Genomic DNA, 15,377 nt, shown 5'->3' on the forward strand with positions numbered 1-15,377 from the left:
ACTGTTAGCGGGATTGAGCGGGCGCGATGCAATCGACCGCGCTCGGTTGGGCGGCCTCGCCGCAGGACCATTGCCACGCCTGCCCCACCTTCTTCACCGAAGATGGGGAACCGCAGGTGCAAAGGCCCGTGGCCGGTTTTGAGGAATGGAGTTTTTGCGTGGCGGGACCGCAAGTGCCGGACAGGCCATAACCTGCCTTGCAACCTGAACAGGTCGCAAATTTAGGATCGGCTTCCGCTTTCCACTGCCCCGTCTTCGCATCACAGGTCAGATCGCGCGCATCGATCCAGCCACGCGAAAAGCCTATGCCATCTTCCGCATAAGCTCCGACCTTCGTGCTGGAAATTGTATCGCCCGAACAGGAACAGCCATCGACCGTCCAGACGACGCCGTAGAGATTTCCAGAATCACAGAGGCCATTTGCAAGCGAAAGGGGGGGGGTATGCTATGGAAAATACAAAAAGAAGAACCATCTGAGCGGTTCGACCGAATAGAAATGAGAAGTAGTTACAACATGATTCCATGAATCCCCCAAGGTTCAAGAATCATACTACCATCGATTGGTTAATTTATTCAATAGGTCGATCAATAGACAATCATTGATCGAAATATGCGCTCAAAAGAGCGCATATTGACGGGACGCGATCTCGGCGTTGCGCCATTTATGTGTATTCGTAACCTCGGCGATCCATGCTTCGACATAAGCCTCGGGGCCGCCCACGTGATCGACATGTGAGCGCATAAGGAAGTGCGAGCGGTAGCCGGTTTCGGTGATCGGAAGCGGTGCGCGTGCTGGCTGGATGCTTTCGATTTCGAGATGCGCCATGCTCTGCCCATCGTCAAAAATGAGGTGGTCAGCGTTCCAGCGTATTTCGATCTCGATGCCGTTCCAGTTTTTGTGAATGATTGCGTAGTCGGTTTTCATGCCTGCCTCCTTTGCGTTTGGGTTCGTCCGGTGGACGGGGAGGCAGATCGGCGGGTGCGGCACGGGCGCGTGTCACCCCAAGGAACGAAGGGGAAAACGGGAAACACGGGAGCGATAGCGAATGGATCGGGCAACCCGTTGACGCGCGACCGGCACCCGCCATTCTCACCGGCATCATCAACGGATGATCCCAGACGCAAGGCGGACATGAAAAAGCGCCGACAAGCGGCGCTTCATCACAAAAGGCATTGGATAATCGAAAGGCCGCTATGCGGCCTCCCGTTGTTCGGTGTCGGCAAGACGGGTCAGGAACTCGGTCGCCTTGTTCGCCGCACTCGCAGCGGCGAAAATCGCCTTGCTGTCGGCTTTGAGGATGCGAAGCCAGTGGCCGATATATTCGGCATGATCGGCGCGCGGCTCGGCGGTGATACCAAGATCGCCGCAGAGGAACGCCGCGCCAAGTTCGGCAACCATTTCCTCCATCGCATAGGCATTGTCGCCGAAGCGTTTGCCGAATGTGCGATCACAACGCGATGATGCACCTGACCAGTGAGTCAGTTCGTGCAGAAGCGTCGAATACCATCCTTCCGATGCGGAACTGGTTTCGGTTCCGACGAAGCGATGCCGATCCGGCATGGTGATGCTGTCGGTTGCGCGATTATAGAAGGCGCGTGTGCCGCCGATGGCGATGTTCGCTCCGGTGGCAACGATGAACTGCTCGGCACGCTCGCACGGGTCGATACGATCTACGGCGGGTTCGGACGGTTCAATCTCGTAGCCATCAACCTGCGCCACGTTGAACACGCGCGATGCACGGGCAACGAAGAAACGGCTCTGCTGTTCGTCACCATTCGACGATGCGGACTCGTTCGGATCAAGATCGCGATAGAAGATGATGACCGAGGATTTCTCACCCTTGCGAACTTGTGCGCCCTTCTCCTGCCACTGGCGATAGGTTCCCCAGATGCTATGCTCGAAACCGCAAGCATCGGCCGCAGCCCAAAGGGCGACGGTGTTGACGCCGCGATAGGCTCTGCGGCTCGTAATATTGGTGGGGCGCTGGATTGATCCGCCATTGCGGTGCCACGGCAGTTGCACATTGTCGCCGGAACCGGCTTCGATGGCGGTGATGATCTGATTGGTGATGGCGGTGTAAACGTCGAAGCGTTCGTTCGGTGAAGTGGTCATGTCCTGATCTCCTTTCGCTGTTTCCTGAGGACGCGAAGGGACCAGGCTGGGGGAAAGTCGGCTCAGTCAGCCGAAGGCGTAACAGGCAACACGGGAGCCTGAATGCAATGAAGGGCGAATGGATCGGGCAGCCTGTTGACGGGCAGACAGCCTCAGCCACATTCGCGGATGAATCTCAGGGGATAGCGATAAGGAGTTTGGTCAGATTGACCGCCCGCATCGAACGCGGCGATGTCTATGCGGACGGCGTCACAGCGCCATCGCAATCACTCAATGCCGAGTTTGCTAAAGAAGATTTTGTTGCGCATTTCGGCATCGCGCAGGAGCTTGGTCCAACTCAGCACCTCAATGTAGAGATTGATATTGCCGAACCAGCGGAACCAGCCAAGCCCATCGGGCATGGGCGTGAAGTCCTTCTCGCGTTCCAGCCAATCGGCAACCTTCTTGGTCAGGTCGCAGACGACATAACCGTAGAATGGAGTGTTGGTGTTGACGAGAATGTCGCGGTTCTTCGGGGTCTTGAACTTCCCGTCGCGAATCTGATTCACGTAGCGAACAATCTGCTGCACGGGATCGTCCTTGGATGACGGATTCGCAAAATCGTCACGCTGCGGCTTTTTGAACTCAAAGATCGTGATCGGATTGCTGGCTTCGTTCTCGCCGCGAAACGCCACACGATTGTTGAAAATCGTGATGTCCGTTCGATCACCATTGGCCTTGTTGATCGGCTTTTCCGATGAAATATAGGCAGAGAAATTGAGCCGTTCGTCCAGCATCCAGAGGTTGTGGGCATCGAAGTCAATCTCGTCGGAATCCTTCTTCCTCTGCATGATGATGTCATGCACTTCGCCTTCGGACTTGTGGCGACCATCATCATCGGCTTCGAGCGCCTTCGAGAAAATATCGAGAACGCATTTGCGCATGGAGACATAGTGGATGAGGTCGTTCTTGCTCGTCTCGGATATGCTTTCCATCACCTCCGAGATTTTCTTGTCGAGGTCGGCCTCGTCCTCGGCTTGCAAGATCGCGGCAACCTGCGCGCGGGTCACTTGCTCTTTCTCAAACTTCTTCCGCTGGAAATGCAGTTCGATGTCCTGATTGCTCGGGCGCATCGGAAGGGAGCTGAAATCAACCTCGTTGCTCAGCGTTCGATGCCACGGCGCTTGGGTCGATACATACTCCGTGATGCGAGCTTGCTTCCGTTGCTTACGCTCGGCGATCTCCGCGCCAACAGCCGATTGCGCGATCTCTGCTGCTTGCTGCTCGATCTGGCTCTGCGAGATTCCGCTGAGCAAATCGGATTCGGTCTGGAATCGAAACTCGCCGCGTTCGAGCGACACGTTGTCGTTCAGATAATCGCCGAACACATAGGCTTTGATGACAAAGTTGCGTCCTTTGCCCGCCTCATCGCCGGGTATCGGCTCAAAAAACTCGTCCGCGAACTCTGGCACATAGGTTTGCAACGCTACGTCCGTCACTTCACGGCGATGGGCGACGAGGCTCACTTTGCTTCGGGCGGCGCGTGGCGAATAGAATTTGAAGACGCGAACCTGAAACGATTTGTCTTCGCCATTCGCTGATATGCTGAATGCGCCATTCTGGACGGGCATCTCGATGATCTGGCTGCTGTCCTTGCCAAGATAATCGTTCAACGAAACCGGCGCGGTGGTGCTGCCTTCGTCACGGATCACAACGCGCGGGCAGGGCTTATCAGCATCGACGAAATACGGGAGCAATCGCTCGACAAGCACGCGGCTGATCGTGTCGATGCCCTTGTCGGGAAACTTCACCGACTTAATTCCAGCGATCTCGACGACACTGCCTACCTCGCCCTCGGAGATCGGGCGCAATTCTTCATCGACGATGATGTCTTTATCCAGACCCATGCGGAACTTGCGCTCGCGCAGCTCGTGGCCTTCCGCAAAAATGCTACTGACATTCATGCGGTCAAAATATTTGAGGCAGGTGAAGCGCCCGAAGCCTTTCCCACCGTCTGATTTTTTCTGCTCGGTGTAGAGTTCATCGAAGGAGTCACGATTGAGCTGGGTGAAGCCAATCCCGTTGTCGGAGACGATGAATCCATCGACGCCGCGCAAACCTTCGATCAAATCCTCCTGACCATCGCGCTTGATCTGGATATCAACCACGCCCTTGTCGGACTTTTTCTCGTCGATGGCTTGGATCGAGTTCACGACCAGTTCCACGAGCGGCGTATAGACGTTGGTGCCGGAGCGAATGTTCTCGACAAGGCGCTTAATGTTGACGTTGCTCATGACGCGCCACTCTCGCGGACGAGCCGCGCGGTTTTCGGATCATAGGTATATTCGGTAATCGTGCCGTCCTTGATCCGCTCCACAGCGTCATCGACGATAAAGCGCGGCACGAGGAACCATTCACGCGGGATGACGGGATTGCCGAAACGATCCTTGATCTCGATGTCGAGTCGCGCTGGATCGAATATGCGGTGGATCAGATTTTCGAGCTTGGTCCGGTTGATGTTGTAGAGCGTGTAGGTCGCGACGATTTCCGCCTCGGCCATCAGGAATGTCGGATCGAATTTGGCATTGGCGATGCGCTTTTGCACGTCGCCGCCGGTCACGCCGATCTTGTGCAGAACATCGCGGTTTGCGGCGACCACGGGATCATCGGACTTGCTGCGCAACACATAGATCGTGCCGCTGGCGGAATCGTCATCGTCAAGCTGTCCAGCGAATGGCGACTGCTCTTCGCGCACAAACAAGGGGCCAGCTTCGGGATCGGAGATGCGTCGGCCCGCCTCGTCCTTATGCAAGGCCCGCTGCAATGAGCGCATGAGCATATTGCTCTCTGTGCCGTTGTCGAAAATCACGCGCAGGCGAGCATCCGTGCGTCCCTGCGCATTGACGAATATCTCGTCCATGTCGGCGACATAGGCTTTTTGGCCTCCGACGATGAACCATGCGCCGGGACGGATTTCGGCCTTCAGCTCGAACTCCCGCGATTTCCTGATGCCACTCTCAAGCTCGCGCTGGACCTCCTCGAATAGAGGCTTGAACGTGTCGAAGTCCTCGCACTTTTCGCGGTTCGCGATCTCTTCGGCAGCGCGCTTTTCTTCGGCGGTTCGGACATGGCGAAGATCGGAAATGTCGGACGTGCCAATTGCGTCCTCAAGTTCAGCCAATAGGGCGTCGGTGTCCATGTCATCATCGGACGCGGGTGAAGCGGCCTCGGTTCCCGCAAGCAATCCCTGATGGTCGAGCGGTTCTATAAGAGTCCGGCAGTCTTCCTGCGCGCGCAGCCGATCAAGGCGCGTTGCATAGATGCGCTCGAAGATGTCGCGGCTTTCACCGTGACGCGGCGCATGACCATGCTTCTCGACAAATCGCTGGATCTCTTCAAATCCAGCGATGATGCGTTCCTCGCGCGGCCCGCGCCCGACCTTTTTCTCGGGCGGCGCGAAATCGGCGAGCGCGTCAGCTAGGGCATCAAGGTCGAGGTCATCCGTCATAGCGGCCCTCTTTCTTGAATCGCATGAAGGCGGCTGCACCCTCGGCCAAACGCCTTTCCCACGCGTCCGACGATGTGATCGACGGCGGACGCTCACGTTCCTTGATGAAGCGCGCGGCGCGCACGGCAAGGTCTTTCGCATCATCAGGCGACAGGCTGGTGCGCTTGCTGGCAATGGCGGCGGCGACCTGTTTCAGACTTTCCTCGCTCATGGATTTCGCGAGGATCGCATAGGCCTCCTGAAACGGATTGATGCGGTCGATCAGGTCGATGTCGAGTTCGCGCACATCCATCGCGAATTTCCGCACGCCGTCGATTAGCGCGGTATTCGCGCTCGGCTCGCTATCGCCCTTCTTGTCATCGCCAAGCGCAATGCGCGCGGCCTGCTGGGTGAGATTGAGCGCGGCGATGGCGTGCTGACGCACGGCCTCCTGATCCTCTTCATCCAGTTCAGGATATTTGTCCTTGATGATCTTGCCGAGGCGAAGCTGGGTCAGCTCTTCGGGAACCATCTCTTCGTCGAACAGCCCGCGCTCGATCGACGGCTTGTCCTGAACGAAGGTCGCGATCACCTCGTTCAAATCCTCTTTGCAGATGCGCGCGGCTTCCTTGCTCTTGGGTTCGGTCAGACCTTTGATCTCGATCTGGAACTGGCCCGTCTGCTCGTTGAAGCCGACATTGCACTTGTCGGGCTGATAACCGTCATCGCCATAATCGAAGCCGGGTTGCGGGCCGCTCTGTGGATTTTTCGGTGTGAAATTGAAACGCGGCGCGAGAACCTGCTCCATGAGCAAGCTCGCGGCGATGGCTTTCAGCGTATCATTGATCGCCTCGATAACGGCGGACTCGGATGCGTCCGGCTCGGCGATCAAGTTGGTGAACCGCGCGCGCGTCTTGCCCGGTGCATCACGGGTGGCGCGGCCGATGATCTGCACAATCTCGGTAAGGCTGGCGCGATAGCCGACAGTCAGCGCGTGTTCGCACCAAATCCAGTCGAAGCCCTCCTTCGCCATGCCGAGCGCGATGATAATATCCACATGATCGCGGTTATTCTTTTGCGCGGGGTCTTTGAGCGCGGCGGACACACGGTCGCGCTTCGATGGATCATCATCCACAAGATCGGCAATGCGCAGCGTCTTGCCGTCCGGCGTTTTCACCAACTGGAATCCGGTGGCGGGATCAATGCCCTGCCAGTCCCCCAACTCGGTGATGATATGTTCCACCTCGCGGATTTTGTCCTTCGTGCTTTCGCGCGAATTGACGTTCGGAATGTGGATGATGGTTTTCTCAGCCGGATTCAGCACCTCAAGAATGTCGTCGGTGTAGGAGCCGGAGTAGAAGAAATAGCCGATGTCGAGCTGTTTGAGATATTCGTAGCCGTTGAGCTGCTCGTAATAGGTGTAGGTGACGGTATCGAACTTCGCCTCATCGGTCGGCGCGAGAACGGCCTCGGCGTCACCGCGAAAATAGCTGCCGGTCATCGCGACGATATGCACCTTGTCGCGGGCGATAAACTCGCCAAGGTGTTTGCCCAACACATTGTCGGGATTGGCGGAAACGTGGTGGAACTCGTCCACCGCGATCAATCGGCCATCGAAAGCCTCGACGCCGAACCGCTCCACCGCGAAACGGAATGTCGCGTGCGTGCAGACCAGCACTTTGTCATCGCTGGCAAGGAAGCTGCCGACAGAATTGACCTTGCCGCCATCCTCGCCGGGTGCGTTGCAAAGGTTCCATTTGGGCGCAACGATCCAGTCAGCCCAAAAACCATGCTGGCTCAGTAGTTCATCGGCGAAGCTGGAACCGATGGATTTTTCAGGCACGACGATGATCGCCTGCTTCAAACCTTGATTGGCGAGCTTGTCGAGCGCGATGAACATGAGCGCGCGGCTCTTGCCTGACGCCGGCGGCGATTTGATGAGAAGATAGGGTTCGCCACGCTTCTCGAACGCGCGCTCCTGCATTGCGCGCATACCAAGGGCATTGGACTTGGCGGAGTTACCGTTGCGGGCGTATGAAACCGATACGGAAGGAACTGTTTTCTTGTCGAAGGTCATTATCGGTCCCCCGCGACACTGGCGAGCGCCGCTTTCAATACTTGGAAGCAAACCTTGGCCGTATGCTGATCCGGCGTGAAGCCGGAGGCCATTTGTTCGTATGGATGGATGTAATTGCGGAAGTCACGCAGGCCATGACCAAATTTTTTTACATCCGGCTTGAGTAAGTCAATTTCGCTGGCGGCGTCGATGAATTGAGCGAGGCTCCATTCGTGAAACCGCTTCACGCTGCCGTCCGCTGCCTTAGGGCTGGCCGCTGCCTGATTGAAGCGCGCCGGTTGCTTCTGTGCCGCCCCCAGCAAAACGGCTTCGAGAACGCTGCCGCACAGCAGGACTGTCGCAAGATACGCGCCCGCTCCCATCGCCGTCCGCGCTTCGGCCAGACGACTCTCGATGATCGGGACCGCCTGAGCTTCGATGGGCAGGTTCTGGATATTGGGGATGGTGAACTCGCTGTGCAAGAAGTCATCGACAGTCTGCGCGGTCGACGCTTTCGGCGTTGCGGCGGGCTTGCCCTCAAGCCGTGCAACGATGCCGCGTGCTTTGGCGAGAATGGTGTCATCGGATTGCTGGCCATTCAGCGCGCCTATGGCCTCGCAGGCATCAAGCAATTCGGACAGCACCTTACTGACAAGAGAGTCCGGCTCCTGCTCCCAGAACGAACGCAGCTTCTTTGCTTTTGAGCTGCCGTAGGTTTGATATTTCGCGTCGTGGATCGCTACGCGGTGGCGTTTGAAAAACTCGGCGAAGGTCTGGTCGGTGTAGTCAAGGACATAGCCGCTCGACATGCCAAGCAGGTTTTCAAAATAGCGTTTTTCAATGTCGGTGAGGCTGCTCATACTGCCCCTACCTTGCGCTTTTTCGCGCCGCCCGCGCTTGCGGTCATTTTGGTGTAAAGCTCGAAGAGCTTTTCCAGCCGTTCTGTGTCGTTCCTGAACCGTCGCCCGATATAGATGCGTTCCAGCACCTCATCGTTGCGCTCGTGTGCTTCGAGCAAGTCAGCGGGCATCTTCTCTGGATCATAGAGGTCGGCAATGGTCGCCGGAAAATGCGCCTCGCGCGCCAGCAAGATGTCTTCCGCACAGCGGTTCAGGTCATCTTTGTTCTTATCGGTGAGTGTCGGCACCGGAAATGTATTCCAGCCAAGTGTGTTGGAATATCGGAAATCTGTCTTGAGTTTGCCGCAGACGGTGGCGATCCAAATGAGGTGGAGCCTCGATGCAATCAATGCCATGTTCCAAAGCGGTGCATCGTAGAGCGCAAAGGAGCTATCTGCGACAATCGAACGCTCCGGCAACAGGCCAATGGGGAGATAAGGCCGCCGCTCCGAGCTGACGCGCGGCACGATAAGCGCCATGCGCTCACCGACTCCCTGAATTTGGCGGAAGCGATGCGGGAACTCTGCTGCGGGTCTTGTTTCAGCGGCTATGCTGTTTGCGCGGAAGGTCCGGATGTTTGCAATCCGGTTTGCGATCTCTGGAATCTGTGCCGCGCGCGTCGCATCGCCATCTTCGATCCACAGACAGTATCGCTGTATGCCGCGAATGAACTCTGCTGACCCATAGTAAGGTCTTATAAACACACGAGCTTCTGGATGATCCGAACACAGCGCATTAGCGCCGTCGTGATCTAAGAAAAAATTGCCATCATCAGTAGGCTTGTTACCCCACAACATTAGCGCGCGATCCGAGGTCGTTCGGTTAACCTTCTCAACGATCAAATCCGGTCCTGACACCAGATAGGCGTTTATGTTTTGAACGTCTTTGACAATGGACGTTCCATCATCCGATTCCGAATATAGCTGCCGAGCATTACTGGGCGCGATCTCCAGACCAATAATTGCGACCGTCACGCCAGCATTGTGGCTGGCAAGATTAGCCCATTTGAATGACGTGTGAGCGAAAGCAATCTTGCTATTAGTCTTAAAAACTAGCGGCCATAGAACAGGAACCTGCTCGCCTTGGCAAACAGAGTTTGTGGAAACGAAGGCCGTTTTTGCCTTGGTAGCGATGGCATAGTCCGCAGCCTTCATAAACCAACCAGCGACGTAATCGAGCGACTTCCAGTTTTTAGTTCTGTGGCCAAAAATCGCCTCAAGCTCGGCCTTTTGTTCTTTGTCCTGCCAAGTCGATCCGAGATACGGCGGATTGCCGCAGATGTAGGTTTCACCGCCTTCGTTGTCGAAGTCGATCCGCGCTTGATCGAGCGGCGTGTGAAACAGGTCATCACCAACGAGCTTCACGCCTGTTCCTGTCGGTGGACAGATGCTCAGCCAGTCGAGCCGGAGCGCATTGCCGCAGGTGATCCAATTTTCATTGTTGAGCGGAAGAAACTCGGCAAGTGCCAATTTCTGCCCGCGATAGAGGGTGTCACACTGAAACTCGGCGATGATGAGCGCGAGACGCGCAACCTCCGCCGGAAAATCGCGCAACTCGATCCCGCGAAAATTCGTGAGCGGAATGTCGGACAGGCGACCGACCTCATCGCGCCGCCGGTTTATCTCCGCCTCGATCTCGCGCATTTCCTTGTAGGCGATCACAAGGAAATTTCCGCTACCGCACGCAGGATCGAATACCCGGATGCGCGCCATGCGATTGCGGAGATTGAGGAGCTTGCGGCCATTGCCACCGGCCTCCTCAAGCTGCTCACGCAAACTGTCGAGGAAGAGCGGATTGAGAACTTTTAGGATGTTCGGGCGACTGGTGTAGTGCATCCCGAGCGCGCCGCGCTCCTCATCATCCGCCACTGCCTGAATCATCGACCCGAAGATATCGGGGTTGATCTGTGTCCATTTCAGGCTGCCGATGTGGAGGAGATAGGATCGCGCGATCCGGCTGAAACGCGGCACCTCAAGGCTGCCGGAAAAGAGGCCGCCATTCACGTAAGGGAATACGTTCGCCCATGAGCGGATGTTCGCCGTCTGCCGATCCTTGATCGGCGTGTTCATTGCGCGAAAAATCTCGGCGATCACTTCATGGGTGTTCGACGCATCCTTCTCGCTCATCTGGTCAACGGTCGCGGTGAAGAGGCCCGTGCCGTTGAAGATGTCGGTGTCCTCCGCGAAAAAGCAGAAGATCAGCCGCGCCATGAAGTGATTCATGTCAGGGCGGCGATCCGCCTTGCCCCATGCCGGATTGTCTTTCAGCAGTTCCACATAGAGCCGGTTGAGGCGGCTGGTGGCGCGAATATCGAAGGCGCTGTCGCGCACTTGCTTGACGGTGCTGATGCCCGCCAAGGGGAGAAAGAAACCGAAATATTCGGGGAACTCGGTGAAGGTGCAAGCGACGGTTTCGCCGGATTCAATATCCTCGGCCTCGAACAAGTCGCCGTCCGTTGCGAGGATGAATTGCGCTTTCGCCTTGGTGGTGGCGGGACTGGCTTTCAGCGCCGCCAACGTCGCGGTCACGGTGCCGGATTCGGCGACCGCGATATGGATGTTATTCCGTTGCAGCACGCCGCCGACATCCGAGCCGTTGCTGTGGCCGTCGCGCAGGCGCTTGATCGTCGCAGGCTTGTTGCCGAAGGCTTCAAGAAACTGGAACGGAAACGCCTCTCGGTCGAACGGGCGTTCTGCCAATTCGGAAACAGCTTCTTCGATCTCAACGGCGTTCATAGTCTGTGGTGGGCCTCTCCCGCCCTGTGTTCGGTTGGTCGGTGTTCGCGACATAGGCCCGCATAAATTCGCGGAGCACCTGCGCGGCGGGTCGATCCTGTTTCCGGCAAGCGGATATGAACTCCTCGCGGAGTTCACGCTCGACCCGAATCCGAAAGCCGGAGTCTTTCCCTGACATAGCGTGAGTGTAACCAATGGATACACAAATCGCCAAGGGAAAACTGCCTCCGATACGAAGCCATCTACAGGGAAATCGGCCGCGCCGAACGCGAAGACGTTTCTCAATCGGGCTGGGAGCTAGTCGCGGTCATTTTCTGACAAAGCCAGTCGACTGCAAAACCGCTCATCGAGCTTGGCGGTGATCTCATCGAAATATGCACGGTCGCCTTCGACAATGGACAAGATCATCTGCGTCTGTGCGGTAAGCGCGACGATAAGGCGTTCGAGCGGAGTGCGAAGTGTCGCTGCCTTCTTGTTCGAAAGCACTGCCGCGTATGCAGCTTTCGCCGCCCAGTTAGAGGCGGCCAGATACTCAATCACGCGCTGCTGCTCGGACTCATCGGGTTCGACGGTCAGATTCTGCAACGCCCTTGCCGTGCCGAAATGTTGGAGGAGCAATCGGCCGATCAGACGCGGCCAATCATGTCCCTCCGCCGCATAGACGGGCAGGATTTGCGACGCCGAAAACGAGCCTGTCACCGGTTGCGAGTGGCTGAGAACGATCTGGATTAACGCGCGCAACCTGACCATTTCCGATGTCGTGATGCTCTCTTTGCTAAGCGCCTTGCAGCGGGATTCAAACGCGGTGACAGCTTCCTGAAATTTCTTGGCGGTCGCCCGACTTTGCGCGGAAAGCGATCTGCTTTGCGGCACGGAATGGGTGCGCGTATCGCCGCTCCCGCCATCGTCGGCGGATTGCGGTTCGGTGGTGCGGAAATCTATCGCGCCAAGCGCATCGATGTCCTCATCCTCCATGCCGCGAAGATCGGGACCAACCAACCCGATCATCTGATTGAGGCAGGCGCTCATCAAACTAGCGGCGCTATCGTTGCGGCTGTTCAGATAGAGGCCGAAGGATTTTCCTTGCGCGTTCGCATGAGTGCGCGCGCGGATGAAATCGTCATAGGAGAGAACTTCATATGTGGGCGGCGCGGTGTCTGCTGCCTCTGGCTTCGCGCGGGGCGTCTGATCTGGACGACTGGCACGATCCTCCTCTTCCAAGGCTTCGAGCTGGTTGAGCGTTTCGATCAGCACCAAATCCTCGTGGATGGATTCCACGAGTGTATCCATGAGCCGCCGCTTGCGCCCTCGCTGTGCAGGCAAGGTTGTGACCGCGAGATAATCAAGATCGACGATCTGCACGGGCGCTGAGATCAACCCTCCCGCGAATGTCACGATGCCATATTTGGGACGCTGCGCGTCGGAAGAAACAATATAGATCGCGGTGCGCCCGTCCGCTTCGATCTCGGAAAGCGCAAGTCCGTCGCGATCATAGAGCTGGATCGTTGCCGATGCCGCCGGCGACGATGCCGGAGCGGCCCACGATATTTTTCCGGCCTGCAATATCAGCGTGCCGCCATCGACTGTTGGCTCCGCGCTCTTGGCTTCTTCAAAGTTGTGTTGAAGTTCTGCAAGTTGCTCGCCCTCGATGCGGGCATCTTCATAACCGTCCAGCCCAAGCGCTTCCAACGCCGTGCCTCGCGCAACACGCTTGTAGATTCCGGCCTCCGCATTTCCGTGAATGGCTGGCCCCATCAAAGCTGGAAAGGTGCAATTCATACTGCCAGAGATGACATGGTCCCATCTCTCACCATGCGCGATGATCAGCTTTGCGTGTAGAAACCGGCCTTCAGCGTGTGAGGTGACATCGAACAAATTGGTGTCCGTGAATCCTGAAAGAGCGCTCGAGGGAAAGCCATTGGCCTCGCTCTCGATGAGAATGTTGGCGACAGGATTGCCGAGCGCATCGCGAAGGCGCGCCAATCCTTCAAGCCGCACATCCCAATATGGCGATACGACGATAAGGCGCTCAATCGTATCATCACCGATGGATGCCACGATCTGATCGAGGAAAGTGATGTCGGGGCGGTCGAAAAGAAGATTGAGATCGGTCTCTCCGCTCGCATCGAATGTGAGATCGAAATTATCATCGCGCAGCCACGGCGCGGAACGCAGCGCGCGTTGGAGACTCACGGGAAACCACTGATCGTCCTGCGGCACATATCGGCGCAGGTAGGCGAGCGCGCCGATGAAGAATTTTGCGTTCTCAGGCGCACCTGCCGAATAGGTAATGCTGGCGAGTTGTTCCTTGTTACCGCCTAGACCGAGCGCGGTGAGGTTTGCCGAGCCAACAATCAATCGACCTTTCGTCTCGCCGATCAGCATCGTGATCTTAGGATGGAATGCACCAGGTGCATCGACTTTGATGAGATGATAGCTGGTTCCGGCAAAGCGCGGCGGGCCGAACTCCGAGAAGGCTTGATTGACCATCGCGCGGTCGGCCAGCACCGTGATGTTCCGACATCCCGCGCCGCGCAGCTTCGGAAATGGGATGTCCTCGAAGGCGAGCGATCCGAACGCATAGGTCGTCATGAAGGCCGCGTGGAATCCACCTTCGCCGAAGGCTTCGAAATATTTCATGCCGCCGCCATTTCCGCGCGGCCGCGCTGTGTGATGCCGCCCTCGTCAATCAGTCTGATATCGCGAAGGAACCGGAGCGCCTGATCGAGACGCGGGCTGCTCGGGGAAATACGGAAGTGGCTGCGGTAGCGGAGTTGCCCTTCCTCGGGTTCCATATGGAAGGTGTAAGCCTTCTGATTGCGAAACTTGCGCGATGCGACCCAGAGATGCCGCTTCAAAACCCGCTCGCGAACCACATCGGCCATCACCCGGCTCGCAGGCGCGGTGTGCGCGCGATCAAGAAATTGAACTTCGGTGCGCAGCGATTGAAAATAGTCCGCGCCGCTCAATGCCTCATCGATTAGATTGGCCGCATCTGATGCCCTGACATAGAGAATGGCGATCAATGATGCGGCGAGCCGAACCTGCTCTGCTGTATCGCCTTCGCTCATGGCATCGAGCATCGCCTCAGCATGTTCGCGCGCAACTTGTGCGCCATCGTCAAAGCCGAGCGAGAAATCTTCCCATGTTTGATCGTCGGCAATGTCTGCGAAGGCGATCAACTCGTCCACGACATCGGCAAGCGACATGCGCCGTCGCGGTGCGGAATCGAGCAATGTGAGCGCGGCTGCGAGGATCACCTCGTAGCTAAGGCGCATGAGATCGCAGGCTTGATACAGAAACCAGAGATGCGCGACCTCACCCGCGCTCCCGCCATTCAATTCCGGCACATTCTCAAACCAGTGCCATTTCACTTCTTCAGCGCGCGGGATTGAGCGCGATGTCGCGGTCACATCGAGAAGCATCTGAAGTGTGCTCCGCCGCATCATATCTGTTTCGCTGCGCGCATCGGATTTGCCGAGCAGAATATCAGTCAGCAGAATATGCTCATCGCTGCCATCGCGAAGCTGATTGGGTTTCATGGCCTCGAACGATCCAAGTGACGACATGGCGATCTTGCCTGCCGCCACAATTTTGAAAAACTCGTCCGCCGTCGCGCCCAATTCTCGCGCGAAGGCCTCGGCGAGTTTCAGCGCATGCTCGGAGCATACAGGGTTGGGGTTCGGGTCGCCTGCGCTCGGGAAATGGATCAATCCCATCTCCGCCATCTGCGTTGAGTAGATCGCGCCGAACGCGCCGCCCTTGTTCCGCAGATAGCGCAGGCTCTCATCCGAGTTGGGATCGGCCCCGACGCTGAAATCTATGATCGCATCGCCTGATTGCGCGCGCGCTTCATTCAGCGTGCGTCCCGCCCAATCGGAACCCGTGATGCCCAACTCCGGCTCCCCATAGGTGCAGATTAGCGCGAAGAGCGCTTCGCATCGGCGCTGAAATGCTCGAAACACGTCAGGATCGGTATGCCGGATGTTCTCCTCATAGTGTTTGAGAATGAACGGAAAGAAGGAATAGTAGCGATATCGGAGCGTGATCGTGCTGATGCCGGGCACAATCGATTGGTAGATGACTTCGATGGGCCGCTGCATTCCGA

9 protein-coding genes are annotated in these 15,377 nt (G+C 57.1%); all 9 read right to left on the reverse strand.

Annotated features, from left to right (window positions below):
- Window positions 1-616: 616 nt before the first annotated feature.
- The 9 genes from OM513_RS15475 to OM513_RS15515 all read right to left on the reverse strand — a co-directional run bounded on the left by OM513_RS15475 (window position 617) and on the right by OM513_RS15515 (window position 15,372).
- On the reverse strand, window positions 617-925 hold the full coding sequence (locus OM513_RS15475; protein ID WP_264945472.1) for a hypothetical protein: 309 nt from the start codon (window positions 923-925) through the stop codon (window positions 617-619).
- A gap of 267 nt (window positions 926-1,192) precedes the next feature.
- The gene (locus OM513_RS15480) at window positions 1,193-2,113 is read right to left on the reverse strand and encodes an ArdC family protein (RefSeq protein WP_264945474.1); all 921 of its coding nucleotides are present in this window, start codon (window positions 2,111-2,113) and stop codon (window positions 1,193-1,195) included.
- Window positions 2,114-2,379: 266 nt separating this feature from the next.
- On the reverse strand, window positions 2,380-4,386 hold the full coding sequence (locus tag OM513_RS15485; RefSeq protein WP_264945475.1) for an ATP-binding protein: 2,007 nt from the start codon (window positions 4,384-4,386) through the stop codon (window positions 2,380-2,382).
- Window positions 4,383-5,600 (reverse strand): GIY-YIG nuclease family protein, encoded by a 1,218-nt coding sequence (locus OM513_RS15490; protein WP_264945477.1) that lies wholly within the window; start codon window positions 5,598-5,600, stop codon window positions 4,383-4,385. Before OM513_RS15490 ends, OM513_RS15485 begins: the two co-directional genes overlap by 4 nt.
- Window positions 5,590-7,656: a DEAD/DEAH box helicase gene (locus OM513_RS15495; protein ID WP_264945478.1), complete on the reverse strand. Its 2,067-nt coding sequence runs from the start codon at window positions 7,654-7,656 to the stop codon at window positions 5,590-5,592. The genes OM513_RS15490 and OM513_RS15495 overlap by 11 nt, the downstream gene beginning before the upstream one ends.
- The gene (locus OM513_RS15500) at window positions 7,656-8,495 is read right to left on the reverse strand and encodes a hypothetical protein (protein WP_264945479.1); all 840 of its coding nucleotides are present in this window, start codon (window positions 8,493-8,495) and stop codon (window positions 7,656-7,658) included. Before OM513_RS15500 ends, OM513_RS15495 begins: the two co-directional genes overlap by 1 nt.
- Window positions 8,492-11,269: a class I SAM-dependent DNA methyltransferase gene (locus OM513_RS15505; RefSeq protein WP_264945480.1), complete on the reverse strand. Its 2,778-nt coding sequence runs from the start codon at window positions 11,267-11,269 to the stop codon at window positions 8,492-8,494. Before OM513_RS15505 ends, OM513_RS15500 begins: the two co-directional genes overlap by 4 nt.
- A 297-nt stretch (window positions 11,270-11,566) precedes the next feature.
- Window positions 11,567-13,909, reverse strand: coding sequence for a phospholipase D-like domain-containing protein (locus OM513_RS15510; protein ID WP_264945481.1), 2,343 nt, complete (start codon window positions 13,907-13,909; stop codon window positions 11,567-11,569).
- Window positions 13,906-15,372, reverse strand: coding sequence for a hypothetical protein (locus OM513_RS15515; RefSeq protein ID WP_264945482.1), 1,467 nt, complete (start codon window positions 15,370-15,372; stop codon window positions 13,906-13,908). Before OM513_RS15515 ends, OM513_RS15510 begins: the two co-directional genes overlap by 4 nt.
- Between the last annotated feature and the right edge of the window lie 5 nt (window positions 15,373-15,377).

This window comes from Sphingomonas canadensis, from assembly GCF_026013525.1.
In the GTDB taxonomy this organism is placed as follows: Bacteria; Pseudomonadota; Alphaproteobacteria; order Sphingomonadales; family Sphingomonadaceae; genus Sphingomonas; species Sphingomonas canadensis.